This window comes from uncultured Sunxiuqinia sp. (genome assembly GCF_963974515.1).
In the GTDB taxonomy this organism is placed as follows: Bacteria; Bacteroidota; Bacteroidia; order Bacteroidales; family Prolixibacteraceae; genus Sunxiuqinia.
Genome location: NZ_CAXBDD010000074.1, coordinates 1 through 18,940 on the forward strand (window position 1 = coordinate 1; position 18,940 = coordinate 18,940).

Annotated in this window: 16 protein-coding genes; 10 read left to right on the top strand and 6 right to left on the bottom strand. The window is 46.9% G+C overall.

The genetic code is table 11. From position 1 onward, the window contains the following. From AAC033_RS14090 to AAC033_RS14105, 4 genes are all read right to left on the bottom strand, one after another. Nucleotides 1-581: hypothetical protein (locus AAC033_RS14090; protein ID WP_339739201.1), on the bottom strand; the 581-nt coding region annotated here is incomplete at its 3' end. 171 nt (nt 582-752) lie between these two features. Continuing rightward, nucleotides 753-3,278, bottom strand: a complete 2,526-nt coding sequence (locus AAC033_RS14095) for a TonB-dependent receptor (protein ID WP_339739203.1) — start codon at nt 3,276-3,278, stop codon at nt 753-755. A 6-nt stretch (nt 3,279-3,284) separates the two neighbouring features. Continuing rightward, nucleotides 3,285-4,181, bottom strand: a complete 897-nt coding sequence (locus AAC033_RS14100) for a FecR domain-containing protein (RefSeq protein WP_339739205.1) — start codon at nt 4,179-4,181, stop codon at nt 3,285-3,287. 91 nt (nt 4,182-4,272) lie between these two features. Further along, nucleotides 4,273-4,770, bottom strand: a complete 498-nt coding sequence (locus tag AAC033_RS14105) for an RNA polymerase sigma-70 factor (RefSeq protein WP_339739207.1) — start codon at nt 4,768-4,770, stop codon at nt 4,273-4,275. Between the two features lie 163 nt (nt 4,771-4,933). Here AAC033_RS14105 and AAC033_RS14110 point away from each other — a divergent pair, with 163 nt between their 5' ends. Further along, complete coding sequence (locus AAC033_RS14110) at nt 4,934-5,800, top strand: N-acetylmuramoyl-L-alanine amidase-like domain-containing protein (protein WP_339739209.1); 867 nt, start codon at nt 4,934-4,936, stop codon at nt 5,798-5,800. A 145-nt stretch (nt 5,801-5,945) separates the two neighbouring features. Next, complete coding sequence (locus tag AAC033_RS14115; protein WP_339739211.1) at nt 5,946-7,247, top strand: aminotransferase class I/II-fold pyridoxal phosphate-dependent enzyme; 1,302 nt, start codon at nt 5,946-5,948, stop codon at nt 7,245-7,247. A 52-nt stretch (nt 7,248-7,299) separates the two neighbouring features. Here AAC033_RS14115 and AAC033_RS14120 read toward each other — a convergent pair whose 3' ends face one another. Then, the gene (locus AAC033_RS14120) at nt 7,300-8,076 is read right to left on the bottom strand and encodes a glycerophosphodiester phosphodiesterase (protein WP_339739214.1); all 777 of its coding nucleotides are present in this window, start codon (nt 8,074-8,076) and stop codon (nt 7,300-7,302) included. Between the two features lie 206 nt (nt 8,077-8,282). Here AAC033_RS14120 and AAC033_RS14125 point away from each other — a divergent pair, with 206 nt between their 5' ends. The 8 genes from AAC033_RS14125 to AAC033_RS14160 all read left to right on the top strand — a co-directional run bounded on the left by AAC033_RS14125 (nt 8,283) and on the right by AAC033_RS14160 (nt 16,380). Next, nucleotides 8,283-9,185 carry a lysophospholipid acyltransferase family protein gene (locus AAC033_RS14125; RefSeq protein ID WP_339739216.1) on the top strand — a complete coding sequence of 301 codons (903 nt, stop codon included), beginning with the start codon at nt 8,283-8,285 and terminating at the stop codon, nt 9,183-9,185. A gap of 386 nt (nt 9,186-9,571) precedes the next feature. Then, nucleotides 9,572-10,486 (top strand): lysophospholipid acyltransferase family protein, encoded by a 915-nt coding sequence (locus tag AAC033_RS14130; RefSeq protein WP_339739218.1) that lies wholly within the window; start codon nt 9,572-9,574, stop codon nt 10,484-10,486. Beyond that, nucleotides 10,483-11,373: a lysophospholipid acyltransferase family protein gene (locus AAC033_RS14135; RefSeq protein WP_339739220.1), complete on the top strand. Its 891-nt coding sequence runs from the start codon at nt 10,483-10,485 to the stop codon at nt 11,371-11,373. The genes AAC033_RS14130 and AAC033_RS14135 overlap by 4 nt, the downstream gene beginning before the upstream one ends. A gap of 31 nt (nt 11,374-11,404) precedes the next feature. Then, nucleotides 11,405-11,977 carry a hypothetical protein gene (locus AAC033_RS14140; RefSeq protein WP_339739222.1) on the top strand — a complete coding sequence of 191 codons (573 nt, stop codon included), beginning with the start codon at nt 11,405-11,407 and terminating at the stop codon, nt 11,975-11,977. A 279-nt stretch (nt 11,978-12,256) separates the two neighbouring features. Next, nucleotides 12,257-13,117 (top strand): diaminopimelate epimerase, encoded by an 861-nt coding sequence (dapF, locus tag AAC033_RS14145; RefSeq protein WP_339739224.1) that lies wholly within the window; start codon nt 12,257-12,259, stop codon nt 13,115-13,117. Between the two features lie 119 nt (nt 13,118-13,236). Continuing rightward, nucleotides 13,237-14,499 carry a diaminopimelate decarboxylase gene (locus tag AAC033_RS14150; RefSeq protein WP_339739226.1) on the top strand — a complete coding sequence of 421 codons (1,263 nt, stop codon included), beginning with the start codon at nt 13,237-13,239 and terminating at the stop codon, nt 14,497-14,499. A gap of 197 nt (nt 14,500-14,696) precedes the next feature. Next, entirely contained in the window at nt 14,697-15,824 is a 1,128-nt protein-coding gene (locus tag AAC033_RS14155) for a glycosyltransferase family 1 protein (protein WP_339739228.1), read from the top strand. Continuing rightward, nucleotides 15,817-16,380 (top strand): L-threonylcarbamoyladenylate synthase, encoded by a 564-nt coding sequence (locus AAC033_RS14160; protein WP_339739230.1) that lies wholly within the window; start codon nt 15,817-15,819, stop codon nt 16,378-16,380. Before AAC033_RS14155 ends, AAC033_RS14160 begins: the two co-directional genes overlap by 8 nt. A 449-nt stretch (nt 16,381-16,829) precedes the next feature. Here AAC033_RS14160 and AAC033_RS14165 read toward each other — a convergent pair whose 3' ends face one another. Next, complete coding sequence (locus tag AAC033_RS14165) at nt 16,830-18,692, bottom strand: IS1634 family transposase (RefSeq protein ID WP_339739232.1); 1,863 nt, start codon at nt 18,690-18,692, stop codon at nt 16,830-16,832. Nucleotides 18,693-18,940 lie beyond the last annotated feature (248 nt).

Below are 18,940 nucleotides of genomic sequence, written 5' to 3' on the forward strand. Positions count from 1 at the left end.
TGAGCTTGCTGTTGAGCCTGTTCCTTCACTTGCTCTTCCATTTGGGCTTGGGTTGATTGATGAACTTGATTCCGGATTCGTTGCTGCACTCCGTCACCGAGTCCATCGGAGTTTTCCTGGTGCTGCTGTAAACGTTTCCGGACTTGTTGCATCTGACCTTCGCCCATATTGGCCTGCATTTGTTCCCGATGCTCCAGGCGAAGTTGCTGATGAGCTTCGAGCATTTCTTTTTGTTCGGCACTAAACGATGCCTGCAAAGCTGCCCGTTTTTCCTCGCGGGTCATCTCGGTGTTTTCTAAAATAGCCAACTGTTCTTCGGAGAAAGTAGCCCGGAAAGCTTCTCTAAACTCCTGTCCATTGGCGCGTGCCTTATTCAATATGGCCTGTTGCTCACCGGTAAGCTTCAGCGTTTGATCTTGCAAACGGAGGCGATCCCGGTCTTGATCTTTGTCTTGGTCACCGTCCGAATCCTGATGGATTCGGTCACGAATTTGGTCACCATTTCCCTGGGCCCATACGGTGGTGATTGTCATCCCTGCAATCAGGGCCAGTACTGCGAATGCTCTCATAATTGTTTTCATAGTGCGTGCTTTTTTATGATTTCTTTTGACTGTCTTTCATCTGCTAACCGCATAAGATTGATTTTACCCTACCCTGTTCTACGAATATTTTTTTGAAACTATGTTTTTTTAAACATCGATTTTTTTGGGGGACGAATCTCCGCTACAGAATATCGCTGGTTCAGTTCGATCTCAAAAGAAAACGTTGAGAAAAACCGTTGGCGTAAAGGGAATTGCCTCGGCATGAAGGTTTAGCGAAACATCCTGTTCCTCGGGCAACACAATGAAGTTGGCGTACTTTAAGTTGGCATGATTCAGTACATTCAAAATCGAAATCCCTGTCTCAAGCGTAAACGTTCGGGAATCCCATTGGTAGGCAGCAGCGACATCCAAGCGATGATAATCCCGCTCAAAATCTCCATCGATCAGCGGTCGCGGATCCGGAAAGCCGGAGCCAAAAACATAGCTGGAAGACAGACGCACTGGATTGAAATTCAGCAAAAGGGCTCCCTTCAGCTCGTGCCGCTGATCGTGTAAAGCCCGCTGAAAAACAGACTGATCAAAATAAGCAAACTTCTCCAGGGTTTCGCTCAGCGTATAGGTCATCCAGGCTGAATGTCCCTTATATTCTTGCTTCACAAAAAAATCGACCCCCCTGGATTTACTTTCCCCACGATACAAGCTCGGCTCTTCAAACCGTTCGATGTAGCGTGTTAGTCCATCCGTTTGCTTCATAAAACCCTCTACGCTCAGGGTGAAACTGTTTCGATGGAAGGTCAGTCCGGCCACGCCATGAGTTGCCTCCAAAACAGGCAAAGACTGGTCATTGCAAACCGACCACAAATAGTGATAGTTACCAACACCGTCCACTAACGAACTACGTGTGATAAACTGATTGTGCCGGCCCGCGGCCAAGTTGAACTTCACTCCTTCAGTCAGTGTCAAGCTAGCCGAAGCTCGTGGTTGCCAATACCATTTGTCGAGGTTCAGCGAATAATTGGCGCGCAAACCTAGTTTGAGTTCGAGCCGGGAACCTACCGATATCGCATCCTGAATGTAGACATTCAGGCGCGAAGCTTCAACCCGCTGATCAACCCGCTGAACCTGAAAAGAGTCTTCCATAAACTCAATGGGATTGACCACCCAACCGGCACCCAGCTCCAGCTGATGCTGTTCAGCCAAAGCCAGCTGATGCGTCAGGCTGATGCTCCCTTCTGCCACCGAATTCCACAGCGTCTGATCTTCATTGACCACACTTTCGGAATCTCCAGGCCCCTGCCCCGGACCATGGCCCTGCCCGCCCTGCCCCGACTGCTGCCGGCCAATGGCGCGTAGGGTTCTGACTTCCTTATCGAGAATGGAATAGGCCGCCGACAACTTACTTCGGCTTCCATCAGTCCAACGCTTCTGTAAAAAACCGGAAACCGCATATTGCTTATTGTGCTCATGATCTTCGTAGTTAAATCTTGACTGCTCGCTTTCCAGATCCAGCAAATACGAAAAACGGTCTTCGCTCAGCAAAGCGCTGATGCCATAAGAGTCGCCGTTCGAATTGGTTCCCGAGTATTTCAAATTCAGATCACGAAAATTGTAATCCGGATAGATCGTCCGTTCGCTGGTGTTGGCCGAATTGCCCGAACGTCCGCTACGAAAGGAAAGCTGTTTGGAATCGTACAATTCGTAGTAGGTTTGCCGAAAAGCAACGGTGAGTGCCGACTGCTGAGCTATCGGCACGCTTAACAACCCATTCAGCGTCATGTTGTTCAGACTTAATTTCAGACGAGGCCGGTTTAAATCACCATCCAGGCCCGTAATATTCACCAGGCCGCCAACCCGTCCGCCCTGATCTGCACCGTAAGCCCCTTTCAATACCTGAATATCTTTCGCCATCAATGGGTTAACCGCACTAATATTGTCATTAAAATTTTTCATACCAAACAAGGTAAAGCCATCAAACAGCACCTGGCTTTGACCTTCGTAACTGCCCCAAATCACCAGGTCGTTCGACTGTTCGCCGGCAGCCAAAATGCCGGGTTGCAAACGCAGCAAGTTGAAAATGGAGTTGTCGCCATTACCTGGCAGAAACTGTGCGACTTGATGATTCAGGCGTAACACCCCTGCCCTGTTTCCAACCTGCAACGAGCGGACAACTTTCAATCCTTTTATCTCAATCTCACGAATGCTAAAATTGGAAGGGCTTAGCAAAAACTGGTGGTGTGTTCCAGCTAAAACTAGCGTATCGAGCAAAAAATATCCTAAGTAAGAGGCTTGTAAATGAAATTGAGCGCCTGATCCAACAAAAGAGAAATTCCCTTCCTGATCGCTAATCAGCCCTGTTCCATCAACCATCACATGGGTATAGGGCAAAGATTCCGAGGTGAATTTATCGGTGAAGCGGCCACTCAAAGTGTAAGCCTTTTGAACGGCAGCCGACTGATTCTGATAAAAAAGATAGACAGAGCCCACTTTTTTATAGGCCGCCGGAAGTTCCTGCAACAAATAATCAAACGCTTCCTCAGGTGAAGGAAACTGCCGTGAGACTGTTACCGTGAAGTTCGAAAAATATCGGTCATCCAGCGAATATTGCAGTTCGTACCGTTCGCAAAAGTCAATAAGAATACTGCTCAGACTTTGTTCCTGATAATCCATTTCAACCTGCTGCGCTGCCGTCAGCAAAGTTGAAAAGAGTAAACTGAGCAGTAGGATCTTCTTTTTCAAGTTGATTTACTCATTTCGACGAATCCGGTATTCGTTTGAATTAATCTTTTCAAATTTAAGATTATAAATCGTACAAATCATGTCCAGCATGGATTCTGCATTCAGTTCAGACCGAACTAAACGCCCGGAAATGGAAGCATCGTAAGTTCCATCATTCAACACATCCTTACCTTGAATTCGCACTCCATATTGCCGTTCCACCTCTTCCAGAACTTCCGCCAATGGTTTATTTTTAAAATCAAACTCATCATTAATCCAGGCAGCTTCGGCTTCAAAATTAATTCCCCGTTGCACGTCGAAGCCATTTCCGGCTTTTAACTCAGCCTTTTCATTGGCTGTCAGAATCACTTCCGCCCCGGTCTGCTGCCCAACCACTTTCACTTTCCCGGTTTGACAAGCCACTCGGTACGATTCGCCGCGTGCATAAATATTGAATCGGGTACCCAACACAGAAGTAGCCCCCATGGCCGAATTGACTGTAAAACGACTTCCCGATTCCACCTCGAAAAAAGCTTCCCCCTCCAAGCTAAGTTCGCGTGCAAACCGCCACCAGTATGGGTGGTAGCTCACCGTAGAAACGGCACTCAGATGAACGGTTGAGCCATCCGGCAAATCGACCAACAGCTGCTGTCCGGGATTGGTTGCCACATCAACAGCATAAAAGCGTATCAACCCGACCAGGCCAACCACCAGCAAAACAGAGGCGGCCATCGCCAAGCGAAACACTTGCCGGTGAACCAGCTTGATGGCTTTCACCGGAGCCTTCGTTTCCAGTTGCGATTCCATCGCCTCCCACACATCAGCCTTCGACCGGGAGTACGGAATCTCCAGCCGGTTATTCAGCCGATCCAGGTTTGCCAGGATCTTGTCTGTTTGGTTGCTATTGTTCGTCCCGTTTTTCATCTCATTCGATTTTTATTTTTCAATGGCATTCAATGGAACTCGCCACCGGCCAGCTGATCATGCTGTTTGCTGCGCTTTTTAAATGCTCGTTTCATTTTTCTTTGAATTTCGATTTCAGATCATCAAGGGCACTTTTCATTCGCTTTTCTACCGCCTTTACACTGATGCTTAAGCGATCTGCAATCTCATGGTACTTTAGGCCATCCATTCGGCTCATTAAAAAAACCACCCGCTGCTTTTCCGGTAATCCGGCCAATGCTTTTTCATAGCGCTGCTGCAACTCTTTGTATTCCAATTCCTCTTCAGGCGAAACGTCTTCTTCCATCGAAAATGCCAACGAGTTTTTGTAATTCAGCTCCAATTTTTGCCGGCGATATTGAGATATAAACTCATCACCTGCCATTTTGTAGAGCAAGCCGACCGTAGCTTTGGGATGATAATCCGGCTGTTTTTCCCACAGCCGCAAAAACACATCCTGAGCCAAATCTGTCGCCAAATCCGAATCGCCCGACCGATAATAGATGTAATTTCGAATTGCATCGAAATGCTGGTCAAACAACGTTTTAAACTCGTACTTTGTCAAGGTCAAATCATCTTGGTTTCGAAACTCTTCCTTTTCAGCCTTGTGGCTTTTCGCCCTGAAAAGTTAAGCAATAATTGCTGCTTTTCACTCCTTAACCGTTTAAAAACGCGCTTACCCTACCTTGCGATCGAAGTTTATTTTTGTAATTTCAACACCAAATCCATCAGCCATGATCAGAACAGCCTTCATAAGCTACAGTATTCTCGTACTCTTTGCCTGCCAAACAGCCCAGCCAGAGCAAACCAGCCAGTCCGATCTAGTGTGTCAACTAGCCGACAGTGTGAAATTTCAATCGGTCATAACCAAACTTGCCGACAGGACCGATCAACCCATGGGAAAGTTGGTTGCTGACGCAGGCCGGCAATTGTTGGGTGTGGCGTACGAAGAGCAGACACTGGAGCATGGCAAAGGCGAACCGCTAACGATTGAGTTGGAAGGACTGGACTGTACTACTTTTGCCGAAGCTGCACTGGCGATTGCCCGGACGCTAAAAAGTAACAACGCTGACTTTTCAACCTTTACCCACGAACTTGAAAACCTGCGATACCGTGAAGGACAGCGCGACGGATACCTCTCGCGGCTACACTACTTCAGCGACTGGATTTACGATAACGAACAAAAAGGCTTGATCTGCCAGGCGGCCAAGGATTTTGGACAGCCACTGGATTTGATGGTCAATTTCATGTCGACTCATCCGGAAAGCTACCCGGTATTGAAAAAAAATCCCGAATTGATCAGCACACTGGCCGAACAGGAAAAAGTAATCTCAGCACGCAGCTATTTTTTTGTCCCCAAAGACGAAGTTGAAAACAAGGAATCGAAATTACGGGAAGGTGATTTGGTTGGACTGGCCACCAGCATTAAAGGATTGGATGTAACCCATGTTGGCATTTTGGTTGAAGTGGGAGGCCGGATTCATTTGATGCATGCCTCAACAGCAAGCAACCAGGTGGTGATCTCGGACAAACCGTTGGCTGATTTTCTTCAAGCTAAAAAAAGCTACACCGGCATTCTGGTGGCGCGCCCTATCGACTAACTCATGACTGGTGGATAACCTTTCGACGCCATTGTTTTTCATATATAAAACTAATTTACAGATACTTAAAAGACATGCCTGATTCAATAGAAACCATTTAACGGAAAGCTGGGTATAACCATTTATCAGAAAAAAGCCATCGATTATGCCAAAAATCCGCAAAAACAATCCCATTGTCAACCTAAACTTAAATGTGCGCGGCCTAAGTCAATCCGCCACCCTCCAAATAAACGAGCGGAGTAATGAACTCATCAAACAGGGAAAAACCGTATATAAACTGGGACTGGGGCAGTCTCCCTTCCCCGTTCCCGATCTTGTGCAGGAAGCGCTGCGGCAAAACGCTCACCAAAAAGACTATTTATCGGTGAAAGGACTATTGCCGCTGCGCGAAGCCATTGCAAAATTTAACTTCCGTCACCAGGGGATTATCTGCTCACCCGATGACATCATGATTGGTCCCGGATCGAAAGAACTGATTTTTATTCTGCAACTGGTGTACTATGGCGAATTGATTATCCCAACACCCAGTTGGGTTTCGTACTCGCCACAAGCACGCATTGCCGGGCGGCATGTGACCTGGGTGCCCACCACCGAGGAAAACGACTGGCGTCTGAGCCCCGAAAAGCTGGACTTGATTTGCCGGGCGGATCCGGATCGCCCACGCGTGGTGATCTTAAACTATCCCTCCAACCCCACCGGATCGAGCTATCCCAAAGTGCGCCTGAAAAAACTGGCCGACGTGGCCCGAAAATACAAGCTGATCCTGATCTCGGACGAGATTTACAGCCTGCTCGACCATTCCGGCCAGCACGTGTCCATTGCCCAGTTTTATCCTGAAGGAACCATTATCAGCAGTGGATTGAGCAAATGGGCCGGTGCTGGAGGCTGGCGGCTGGGCACCTTTACCTTCCCCAAAAACCTGCGCTGGCTGCAAGATGCCATGGCTATTGTTGCCAGCGAGACGTTCACCTCAACCAGTGCGCCCATTCAGTACGCGGCCATTACCGCATTTGAGGATCGCCCGGAGATTGACCAATACTTGTTTCATTCGCGACGAATTTTGAAAACATTGGGAAATTACATGACCAACCAACTCCGGGAATGGCACCTAACCATGCCAACGCCTAAAGGTGGTTTTTACCTGTTTCCCAATTTCAACCGCTATCGTATTCAACTGGCAAACAAAGGAATTCTGACTTCGTTTGAACTGTGTGAATCCTTGCTTCAGGAAACAGGCGTCGCTATCTTACCAGGTATGGATTTTGGTCGACAGCCCGAAGAACTCACCTGCCGGATGGCTTATGTTGATTTTGAAGGAAAGCTGGTGCTGGAAAAAGCAATGACAGAATGGAAGGACCGTGAGCTGGACGAAACATTCCTGAAAACCTATTGCCCTAAAATGATAGAAGCAACCGAACTTCTGAAAGAATGGCTCGATAGCTTGTAAATGTGAATGGCCACAAAATGACCTTTCACGAACGCCCCACTATTCGGGGAGTCTATTTCAGTGTATCCAACTGCTGGCGTAACCAGGCGGGGCGGTTAGTCGTGATTGCTGAAACACCCAAATCAGCCACTCTCCGGGCTTCAACCGGATCATCAACCGTCCAGCACAACACATCCAGGTTTAGTTGTTTTGCACGATCCATCACACCCTTACTGACAAGCTTGTGGTGCAGGTTCACACCATCCAAGCCTAATTCAGCTGCCTCTTCCATCCGGTCGGCCAACCCTTCTACTCTAGAGCTCAGCCAATGGCATTCATTTTTCGGAAACTGCTTCTTGGTTTCCAAAATGGTTTCCCAGCCAAAAGCAATAAAAACAACTTGCTTTTTCTTTCCGCTGGCTTTCACTGCCTCTTTCAGGGCCGGAAGCACTTCGGGGCCACACTTAATTTCGATGACCAGCTTCTTCCCTTTGGGAACGGTTTCCAGTACTTCCGACACAAAAGGTATTTTTTCACCGGTATATTTTTCGTCTTTCCATCGACCCACATCCAGCTTGCGCAATTCATCGGAGTCAGTTTCGGCAATCACCAGGCTGTCTGTACCTGTGCGTTTGGTGGTTCGGTCATGATTCACGACCACCTGCCCGTCTTTGGACAAGTAAATATCGATTTCCACGGCATCGGCATCCAGCTTCCAGGCCAGCCTGGCAGCAGCGACCGTATTCTCAGGAGCCAAATATGATGCACCCCGGTGAGCGATGAACTGAACCTGCGAGAACGCCGGAACAACCAGCAGCAGAAGCAAAGAAGTAAATCCAAAATTCTTCATATCATTCGTTTTAAAAACATTCATCCGATCGTTTTGAAAACAACCCAAACGATTCCATGCACATGATCGGGCTGTGCAACCCGATCAATCAGGCAGACGGATAGCAACCGCACGATTCATGGGTTGAAGATGTCGATTTCTATCAGAATATTCGACAAGGTCTTCTTAAAAAATTCTAAATTTGCACGATTTTGAAGTCTGCAAACATGCAAAAATTTCTCAATAACATCATCGTTCTCTTCCTTAAAGCCTTCTCATATTTACCGTTTTGGCTTTTGTACCTGATCTCCGATGGAGCCTTCATCTTACTATTTCACATTTTCAGATACCGCAAGCAAGTGGTTTACGAGAACCTGCGTCGTTCCTTTCCGGAAAAAACAGAGAAAGAGATTGACCAGATTGCCAGAAAGTACTTTCATCATTTGTGCGACGTGTCGCTGGAAGCCATTAAATTGCACAGCATCAGCGAGGAAGAACTTGACAAGCGGTTGAAGGTGACCGGCGTGGAAAAGATGGAAGCTTATTTTCGGAAGAAAAAGAGTGTCATTGTTCTGGCCATGCACTACAACAACTGGGAGTGGGGAGCCTCTGTGCAACGACTTTCGAGCCACCAGTTTTTGATGCTGTACAATCCGGTACGCAACAATTTCGAGATGGAACATTTCATTTTAAGCATGCGCGAACGTTTCGGAGGAATGACAGTTCCGGTGCACAAATCAGCACGCATGGCCATCCAGTTTGATCAAACCGACCGTCCCGGGTTGTTGTGGCTTGGAGCCGATCAAACACCTGCAGAAAACTCCAAATTTTGGACGATGTTCCTGAACCAGGAAACACCATTCTTTAGCGGCCCCGAAAAAATTGCCCACAAAACCAACCAGCCGGTATTTTTTCATCACACCCGAAAACTGGCCCGCGGAAAATATGAAATTATTCTGACCGAACTCATTGGCGAGCCCAATAAGGAAAAACCCGAAACAACACTGCTTCGCTACATCGACAAAATGGAAGCCATTATTCGCGAACAACCCGAGTACTGGCTCTGGTCGCACCGCCGCTGGAAACACCAGCGCCCAGCCGGCATCCCGCTGCTTGAAAGGGAAGACTAAACACCTGTCCTGCTGAACACTGATATGAACATATCGATCATCACTCCAGAAATACTTTAGTGAATTGTGAAAATAACTTCGCAATCTTCTATGATGATTTGATTTAGTCTGAAAATTACTTGGTAAACTCTAAATTTTCTTTGGTTACCTCTAAAAATTCCTTCGTCATTTATGAAAAATGATCAATACCTTTAAAAAACAAGTAAGTAGATAAACAAATCGATTCAATCCAGTTAATTGAAACAAACATCTCCCTCGGTGAATTATTTTTTGCATCTTGCGGCAAAACCAAAATTAACCGAGTGAGTTCGGCATCGTTGCCGAACAATCGCAAACGCCGTCTGGAATTCTATATTGTAAAAGCAACGACCGCTAAAACTGAACCTGTGAAAAGAATCATCAACCACCTGCTCATCGCCTTTTTGGCAGCTCTGTCGTACCTACCTTTTCCGGTGCTGTTCACCTTGTCTGACCTGATGTACTTTGTGCTTTTCCATATCGTAGGGTACCGCAAGAAAGTGGTTTATACCAACCTTCGAAACGCCTTCCCTGAGAAAAGTGAACAGGCGATAGATGCGATTGCCCGTAAGTTTTATCACCATCTTTGCGACATCGGATTGGAAGGCATTAAGCTACACAGCATTTCGGAAAAGGAACTGGACAAGCGCATTACGCTCCACGGCCTAGAAAAAACGGAGGAATATTTCAGGCAACAGAAAAGCATTATTTTGTTGGGCATGCACTACGCCAACTGGGAGTGGAGCGCCAGTCTGCAACGCCTTTCGAACCACCAACTGCTGATGGTTTACAACCCGGTGCGCAACAACAAGGAGATGGAACGCTTCATCCTCGGAATGCGCGAACGCTTTGGCGCCATTTCTGTTCCGGTGCACAAGTCGGCCCGAACAGCAATTCAGTTTGATAAAACCGAACGCCCGGGCTGCATTTGGCTGGGTGCTGACCAAACACCCGCACCTAACACCCGCTTCTGGACGATGTTTCTGAACCAGGAAACCCCATTCTTTAGCGGCCCCGAAAAAATCGCGGAGAAAACCAATCAGCCGGTATTTCTTCACTACGTGCGCAAGGTGGGGCGTGGCAAGTATGAAGTCCAATTTATTGAACTGTTTCCTGAGCCGGCGAAAGAAAAACCCGACGATATTCTGCTGACGTACATCGACCGCTTGGAAAAGATTATCCGGGAAACCCCCGAATACTGGCTGTGGTCGCATCGCCGTTGGAAGCACCAACGCCCCGAAGGAATCAAGCTCATTGAACGCTTACCTAACCCGCGAGGATGAAAAAAGTGCTCACCCATATCGCCTTTGCCGGACTGACACTGCTGTCGCTCCTTCCCTTCCGCTTGCTTTATGCCTTGTCCGATGTAACTTCCGCTTTGGTTTTCCACGTGTTTGACTACCGAAAGCAAGTGGTGATTGAAAACCTGAAAAAATCTTTTCCCGAGAAATCCGCTTCTGAAAACAAGCTGCTAGCCCGCAAATTTTATCGCCATTTATGCGACCTGCTCTTCGAATCCTTCAAGCTGAAAACCATTTCGCCCGATGAGCTAAAAAAACGAATGGTAGTCGCCAATCCTGACGTAGTGAACCATTATTTTAAAGAGGGAAAAAGTGTGCTCGTGTTGACCATGCACTACAACAACTGGGAGTGGAACGCCATTTTGCCCCAGCTACTGAAACACCACTGCTTGCTGGTTTACAATCCGGCACGAAACCTAAACTGGGATGCCTACATTAACCAAATGCGTGGGCGCTTTGGGGGCGAACTGGTGCCAACCAAGAGAATTCTGAAAAGGATAATGGACTGCGAAAAACAGCCACACGCAACGCTCACCTGGCTCTGTGCCGATCAACGGCCCCTGCAGAACACCCACTTTTGGACCACGTTCCTGAACCAGGAGGCCGGTTTCTTTCCGGGCCCTGAAGCACTGGCACGGCATACCAACTTCCCGGTGCTTTACCAGCATGTTGAAAAAGTGAAGCGGGGACACTACCGCATGCATTTCGAATTGCTTGCAGAAAACCCGGCATCGCTTCCACCCAACGAAACACTTCATCGGTATGTCCGGAAAATTGAAAGCCTGATTCAAGCCCACCCCGAATTTTACCTTTGGTCGCACAAGCGCTGGAAACACCAATGCCCCACACAAAACAATAGACACAGCTGATTTTCGTTCTGCTAAGGAAAACTTTTACCCAATGAAACAAACAACTTGCGGAAAACAATTCGAAGCTGCGAACACAAAAATAAGAAAGCCAGCCCTTCTTTTCATCGTGATTTTGCTTACGCTAAGCGTGTCGGCTCAAGTAGAGTTGGATCAAGCGCTGAGGCAAGCAACCGGGCAAAGCCAACGGGCCCTGAAAGCAGCAGAACGAACCGCCGGGCACTTCGGCTTTCTGCATGGGGCATACGACCGTGCTGAAATCAACCGTCACCTGACCGATGCCCGGGAAGATCTCGACAGCCTGCGACGTCACACTCGAGAGGCTGCCTATCAAAGCTCCGATGCCGCCTATTTTGCCAAAACCGGTTCGCTTGAAATGCCGGAGCAACTGGCTGCCGAAGCAAAAATATTTTTTCAGTCCGTTACGCGAACGCTGGACGAAATTGTCAAAAAGATTGACGAATTCATCACCCACGGCACGTCTAATGAGGATGCCTACCTCAACCAACGGCTGGAAGATTTTGAGCAAGCCAAACAGCAACTGCACCAAGCTCACCAAAAGCTACAGCAGGCGAACAAGTTGGTGAACACAGATCGGGCAGATTAAACACCAAAGGCCATCCAGCTTGAAGATTCAGGCTCAATTCAAATTCTTGTGGAGACTAGCATAACCCTTTTAAATTATCATCTGCTAAGATCTAAATGCATAAAATAAGGCTTTTTTTTTCTCGATAGTGAATTTGACTGGTTATTCAACCCGTTCCCTATAGAATTTCTATTGAAGCAAAACTCACTTGAAAGAAGTGAACAGCAAACCAGACAAAAAAACATCCCGCAAATCAAAAACACTTATTACTTTTGTTGAAACATCCGATTAAACATGCTCATGAAAGACTTTTTCGTTAAATCGCACGGCTTGGGAAACGACTACATCGTGATGAATAGTCACGACATTAGCTTCGAGATGAACACCGAAAACATCCAAACCATTTGTGATGTGCACTACGGCCTTGGCTCCGATGGCATTTTGCTTTTGGTTGATTCCACGAAAGCCGACTTCGGCCTGCGCATCCTGAATCCCGATGGTTCGGAAGCTGAGAAAAGTGGCAATGGCCTCCGCATTTTTGCTAAGTATTTGTTTGACTATGGGTTTGCCAAAAGCAAAACCTTTAGCATTGACACCTTGGGCGGCGTGGTCTATGCTGAAGTGATGGAGACGGATAACGAAAAAGCCCGTACCATCCAGGTCGATATGGGAAAGGCCATTTTTGAAGCCGCCAAAGTTCCGGTAAGCAGCGACTTGGTGGAGTGTCTGGACGAAGCCCTGTTTTTGAAAGACCGGTCGTACCTGATCAATTGCGTATCAGTAGGCAATCCGCACTGCGTCATTTTAAAGGATGAGTTATCGGAAGCTGAAATCAAACAGTACGGTAGCGAAATTGAGAATCATCCCAAGTTTCCAAACCGCATCAACCTGCAATTTGCCAAAGTGCTTTCGCCCGATGAGGTGGAAATCCTGATCTGGGAACGCGGTGCCGGCTACACCTTGGCCTCCGGAAGCTCATCGAGTGCCGTAGCAGCCGTGATGGTGAAGAAAGGACTGACTAACCGAAACATGAACGTGAAAATGCCGGGCGGAACCCTCCGGCTGGAAATCGCAGAAGACTGGCAAATCCGAATGACTGGGGAAGTCCGAGAAATTGCCAGCGGATACTTAAGCCAGGAATTGCTGAAGGATTTAAGGTAGACCACTATCACGGACCGGTTCATATCAAATGTTTGTTAACAGCCCGGCTGCTTATGCAGATTTATTCTAAATAATCTCTGCAAATTCCTATCTTTGTTTTTTGCAAAAAATCACAATTTATGCTGGAAAAAAAATTACCTTTTGACAAAGATCAGTTGGAACAGATTATCGAAAAGCACCCGACTCCTTTTCATATTTATGATGAAAAAGGCATGTTGGATTATGCCCAAAAATTCAACGAAGCCTTTTCGTGGAACGAAGGTTTCAAAGAGTATTATGCCATTAAGGCGGCGCCAAACCCATACCTGATGCGGCTTTTACGGAAGCAGGGTTTTGGTATCGACTGCAGTTCGATGGCCGAGCTGTTACTGGCCGAAAAAGTGGGCATGCGCGGCGAAGAAATCATGTTCACCTCCAATGACACGCCAGCCTACGAATTCCAAAAAGCGATGGAACTGGGCGCTGTTATCAACCTGGACGACATCAAACACATTGACTACCTGGAAAAGCACACAGGACTGCCCGAACTGGTTAGCTTCCGCTACAATCCCGGTGCCCTGAAAGGCGGCAATACCATTATCGGCAACCCCGAAGATTCGAAATACGGATTTACCCGCGAGCAGTTGTTCGAGGGCTACAAGAAACTGAAAGACAAAGGCGTAAAACGCTTCGGCATTCATACCATGGTAGCTTCGAATGAGTTGGACGCAGACTACTTTGTTGAAACTGCTGAAATCATTTTTGATGTGATTGTTGACCTGGCCAAAGAACTGGATATTCGTTTTGAATTTGCCAACTTGGGTGGCGGCATTGGCATTCCATACAAAAGTGAACACAGACCAGTGAACCTGAACCGGGTGAGTGAAGGTATCAAGGAGCTGTACGAAAAACTGATTGTAGGTAACGGACTGGATCCGCTGAAGATTTATTTTGAATCGGGACGCGCCATTACCGGGCCTTTCGGATTTTTGGTTTCCCGAGTATTGCACATTAAGGAAACCTATAAGAAATATGCCGGTCTCGATTCGTGCATGGCCAACCTCATGCGCCCCGCCTTGTATGGCGCCTACCACCACATTACTGTGATGGGCAAGGAAAACGCCCCGCACAAACATTTATACGACGTAACCGGCTCGCTGTGCGAAAACAACGATAAATTTGCCATTAACCGCCTGCTACCGGAAATCAACTCCGACGACCTGGTAGTGATTCACGATACCGGCGCACACGGCCATTCCATGGGCTTCAACTATAATGGTAAGCTCCGCTCTGCGGAGTTGCTGCTACGTCCAAATGGCGAAGTGGTTGAAATTCGCCGGGCGGAAACATTCGACGATTTGTTTGCCACCCTCGATTTTGATGCGGCGAACCAGTTTGAATAAACTTTGTTCCCCTTATAGTCTAAGCCGGATATGTTTTCATGTCTGGCTTTTTTTTGGGAAAAAAACAGTCGAAGACCATGGAACACAATTGTCTTTGAATGTGTTCAACCATCTTCAACGTCATTTAGCCCATTTGATTCGATCCTTTTTATCAACCTTCAAGCTCTGCGTTCACGCTGATTTTGTATTTTTGACAAATGGATGAAAAACTAAAAATCGGCTTTGATGCCAAACGAGCCTTTCTGAATTCCGTTGGTCTGGGGAACTACAGTCGGACCACCATCTGTTCGTTGGCGCATTTTTATCCAGAGAATGATTACCTGTTGTACAGCCCCGCAAACCATAGCCAATACTTTCATCCCCCGCAAAACACCATACTTGTTCAACCGGATAATTTCTGGTGGCAAACCTTTAAGTCACTCTGGCGTAGCTACCGCATCACACGGATGGCCGAAAAAGCCGAACTAGACATCTATCACGGGCTGAGCCACGAGCTTCCCCTGGGCATTCAGCAAACGGCCATCAAAAGTGTGGTGACCGTACACGACGTGATTTTTATGCGCTACCCCGAGTTTTATCAGCCGGCCGATCGCAAAATCTACCGCAGTAAACTGGAATATGCCTGTCGCGAAGCAGACAAAGTGATAGCGATCAGCCGACAAACCAAGAACGACCTGGTTGACTATCTCAGTCTGAATCCCGGTAAGATTGAGGTAATTTACCAAGCCATAAATTCAATTTATTTTGAAGCCACACCACCGGAGGAGTTGAAGCAAACCCAAAGCCAACTTAAGATTCCCGGCAGATTCATGCTCACCGTTGGGACCATTGAAGCCCGCAAAAACCTGGAATCCATTCTCAAAGCTATGGAACTCGCGGATGATGGACTTCCGCTGGTTGTGGTGGGCAAATCCACCCCTTACCTGGACAGCCTTCAACCTCAAATTCAAGTGCTGAAGGACAAGCTCATTTTTTTACACCAGGTGACCGACCGCGAACTGAGCCACCTTTACCAGTTGGCTGAGCTGATGCTTTACCCTTCGGTGTTTGAAGGCTTTGGCCTGCCGGTTGTAGAAGCACAGGCCTGCGGCTGTCCGGTTATCACTTCAAAAGCTGGTGCCCTACCCGAAACCGGTGGCGATGGCGCACACTATGTGGAAGCACAAAACGCCGACGAAATCAACCAAGGCATTCAAGAAATCGTTCAAAACAAAGCCTACCGGGACGAGCTGATTCGAAAAGGTCTGCAAAATGCCCAACGGTTCACACCGCAAAACTACGCACAACAACTCATGCAATTTTATACCCAATTAGCCCATGCATAACGACATTAAAAAAGCACTTGAAGTGCTTCACTCCGGCGGAATTATCCTCTACCCAACCGACACCATATGGGGAATTGGGTGCGATGCCACCAACGAAAAGGCGGTGGAACGCATTTACCAAATCAAAAAGCGCGAAGATTCAAAAAGCATGCTGGTGCTGATGGAAAACATCAACTTTTTGAGCCGCTACGTGGAAGAAGTCCCGGAAATTGCTTACGACCTGATTGAACTGAGCGACAAACCGCTGACCATCATTTATCCCGGCGCCAAAAACCTGGCTAAAAACCTGATCGCCCGAGATGGAACCATGGGAATCCGTATTAGCTCCGAAGATTTTACCCGCCAACTCATTCAGCGATTCAAAAAACCCATTGTATCCACCTCAGCCAACATCAGTGGAACGCCTGCGCCCGCTGTTTTTCATGAAATCACCCAGGAGATTCTTGCTGCAGTCGACTATGTGGTTGAATACCGGCAAGAGGACAGCAATCCGGCTACTCCATCAAGCATTATTAAACTGGGCGTGGGCGGCGAAATCGAAATTGTCAGGAATTAACTCTGGGGCTCGAAGCAATTTATCGGGGTTGGCAGGTAACCGCCCGTTGTTATTTCTTTTAAACTGTCAAGTCTAACAACATTGACAGACCCGTGATAAATTTTGATTCGCGACTTAAGACCAGAGAGAGTAATCCTCAGTTTGTTATACTAATCCGGCATCAGGGCGAATCCTAAGGAGCAAGAATATGACCGATGAACTTCTGGTGTAGTATTCCTTTTCCATTGACTAATCTCGTATCACAGAATCTCTGCACCCCAACTCAATGCTCAGTAGCTAGCTTGCTGTCATGCTTTTCATCTTTCAAAGTCAAGATTAACTGGCTCTAAATTATGCGAAGAGCTTGCCGAAGATACTGTTTCCATTTCTATTCCTGTGGTCGGAACAGATGAATCAACAATTTCAAAATTTAACCCACATTGCAGGATAAATCCTGTAATGATTTGATTTTAAGAGCTGTTGTTTTTTAAAATTTCGGCAGGGGGTACAACGGATTTTTTTCTGGTAAATGGGGCATACTTGTAATTGAGTATATCATAAATTGCTTTAACTTCTTTGGTAGGTTCGGTGCATTGCCGAACGGAGATGGTTTCCTGCTTAATGTTCACCACACTTGTTGTTACGCACTTTTGGGTGTTCATTCTCCGGACTATTTCTCTCCAGTCGGAGTTTATGCCTTTTTGTTTTAACTGGTATCTTATTGTTGCCACCAACCAATACGCCAGTATGCCCAGGTTCAGGTGTGCCATAGAGGCTTCATCTGTCTTGTGATAGACAGGACGAAGGTCGAGGTCTGTTTTCAGGACTCGAAAAGTGTACTCTATTTCACGGATGCTGTTATAAATGGACCAAAATGCATGTTCATCAAGTTCCATTATGGAAGTCCTCAGGAAATATATCCCGGATTGGCTAATGTCGGATTCTCCTGTTTTATGGCGGCAGCTTATGGATGTTGCTGTTCCATTGCCGTCGTCGCATACGGTTATGTCGTACCAGGTATGAACCGATGGATATTTCTGTTTAAACCTGCCAATGCGCTCATAAACCTTGTTGAGTTTTTTGGTGCCACCTTTTTTGGATATCCCTTCCTGGATACCTTGTATACCTTGCTCGAAGCGTTGTGAAAGCAGGCCGTTCATGCTGTCTTCTTTCATCTTCTTTGCCTGGCTTTTGACCCAAAGGTACTGGTCGCTGTCGCCATCTGCCCGTACCTTGAGCAGGTCTATGGGTTGTTTTCTTTTGTCGGTTATCTGCACCGGGGTTGCCGTAGTATCTGCATAATATGCTTTTAACGAGGAGCGTGAAACACACATGTAGTCATATCCTTTATTTTTGAGCATCAAAAGGTTATCGTCGGTTGCAATCCCCGCATCAATAACTACAATGGGCTTACGGCCTGAAAAAGAGGTTTGCCGGCTCAGGGCATTTATTATCCCTTCCAGTGTCTTGCAATCGGCCATATTGCCCTGGTAAATGTTCGAGTATTTTAAAAACCCTTCACGGTTAATCACTACTGCCAATACTACTAACCGGGCATCGCTGCGCTTTTCTTTACTGCGGCCAAATTTAGCTATCCTGCTACCCACCATCCGGCCTTCAAAATAGGTATTGGTCAAGTCGTACAAAATAATTTTGTCTTCCAGGTCGAACAGTTCGTTGGTCTGCCGTGAAAGGTATTGTTCCAAAGGGTCTTTTATCTGGTACAGCTTATGTGATATTCCGTAGAGCTTGTCTTTTGTTACTTTCTCCTTATCAAAACCGGTTATCTCGCTAATGGCTGAGCTTTCTTTAATAAAGGAAACGGTTTTTAGTTCCGATGCCGGGTAAACTGCCCTGCTTATAATGTGTGTAACAGCCAGGTTTATCTGGTCTTCTTCCCAGCCCGACTGACGCAGGAAATTGCAAATATCCAACTGGTCAACGGCTTGCTTGCACAACCATTCTGCTCCTATTTCGCGGGCATCTTTATTCTTTAATGTGGACATGTTGACCGTTTCCCATTCGGCTTTGCACTGGTTTATGTCGTACCGTTTTTTTCTCCTGACTTCTTCAAAAAAATATCGGGCAAGTTGCTCAATCTTTTCATCTGCATCGCTGGTTGATAAAGTGTTCCCGCCATTTATAATCAATTGTTCTACCCGCTTGCCCAGAAGTTTTTTCTGTTCATCGGTTTCCAGTTCGTCCAGCCGCCCAAAGCTTACTATGATTCGGTGGGTTACCTGTCCATGAATCCTGTAGCCCTCCACCAGTTTATACGTCGTGTAACGTTCGCCGGTGGTCCTGTTCTGTTTTAAATATGGCTTGACAAACATATTGCTAAGCTATGCAACTGTTTGTTTATCAGCAATAAGAGAGGGGGTACAACATTTGGAAAGCAAAATAGCACCGAGCCTTATATTGTTGATTATCAGCTATGTCTGTTTTTGCGCATTTAGCAGTTGTTAATAAAAACAGGGTTATCAACAGATTTTTATTGGTTTTTTGATGCTACCCCTGCAATGTGGGTTAAATCATCAAACCAAATTTGCCCAGTTCCGACAAGCAAAGAGCCGAAAGCTAT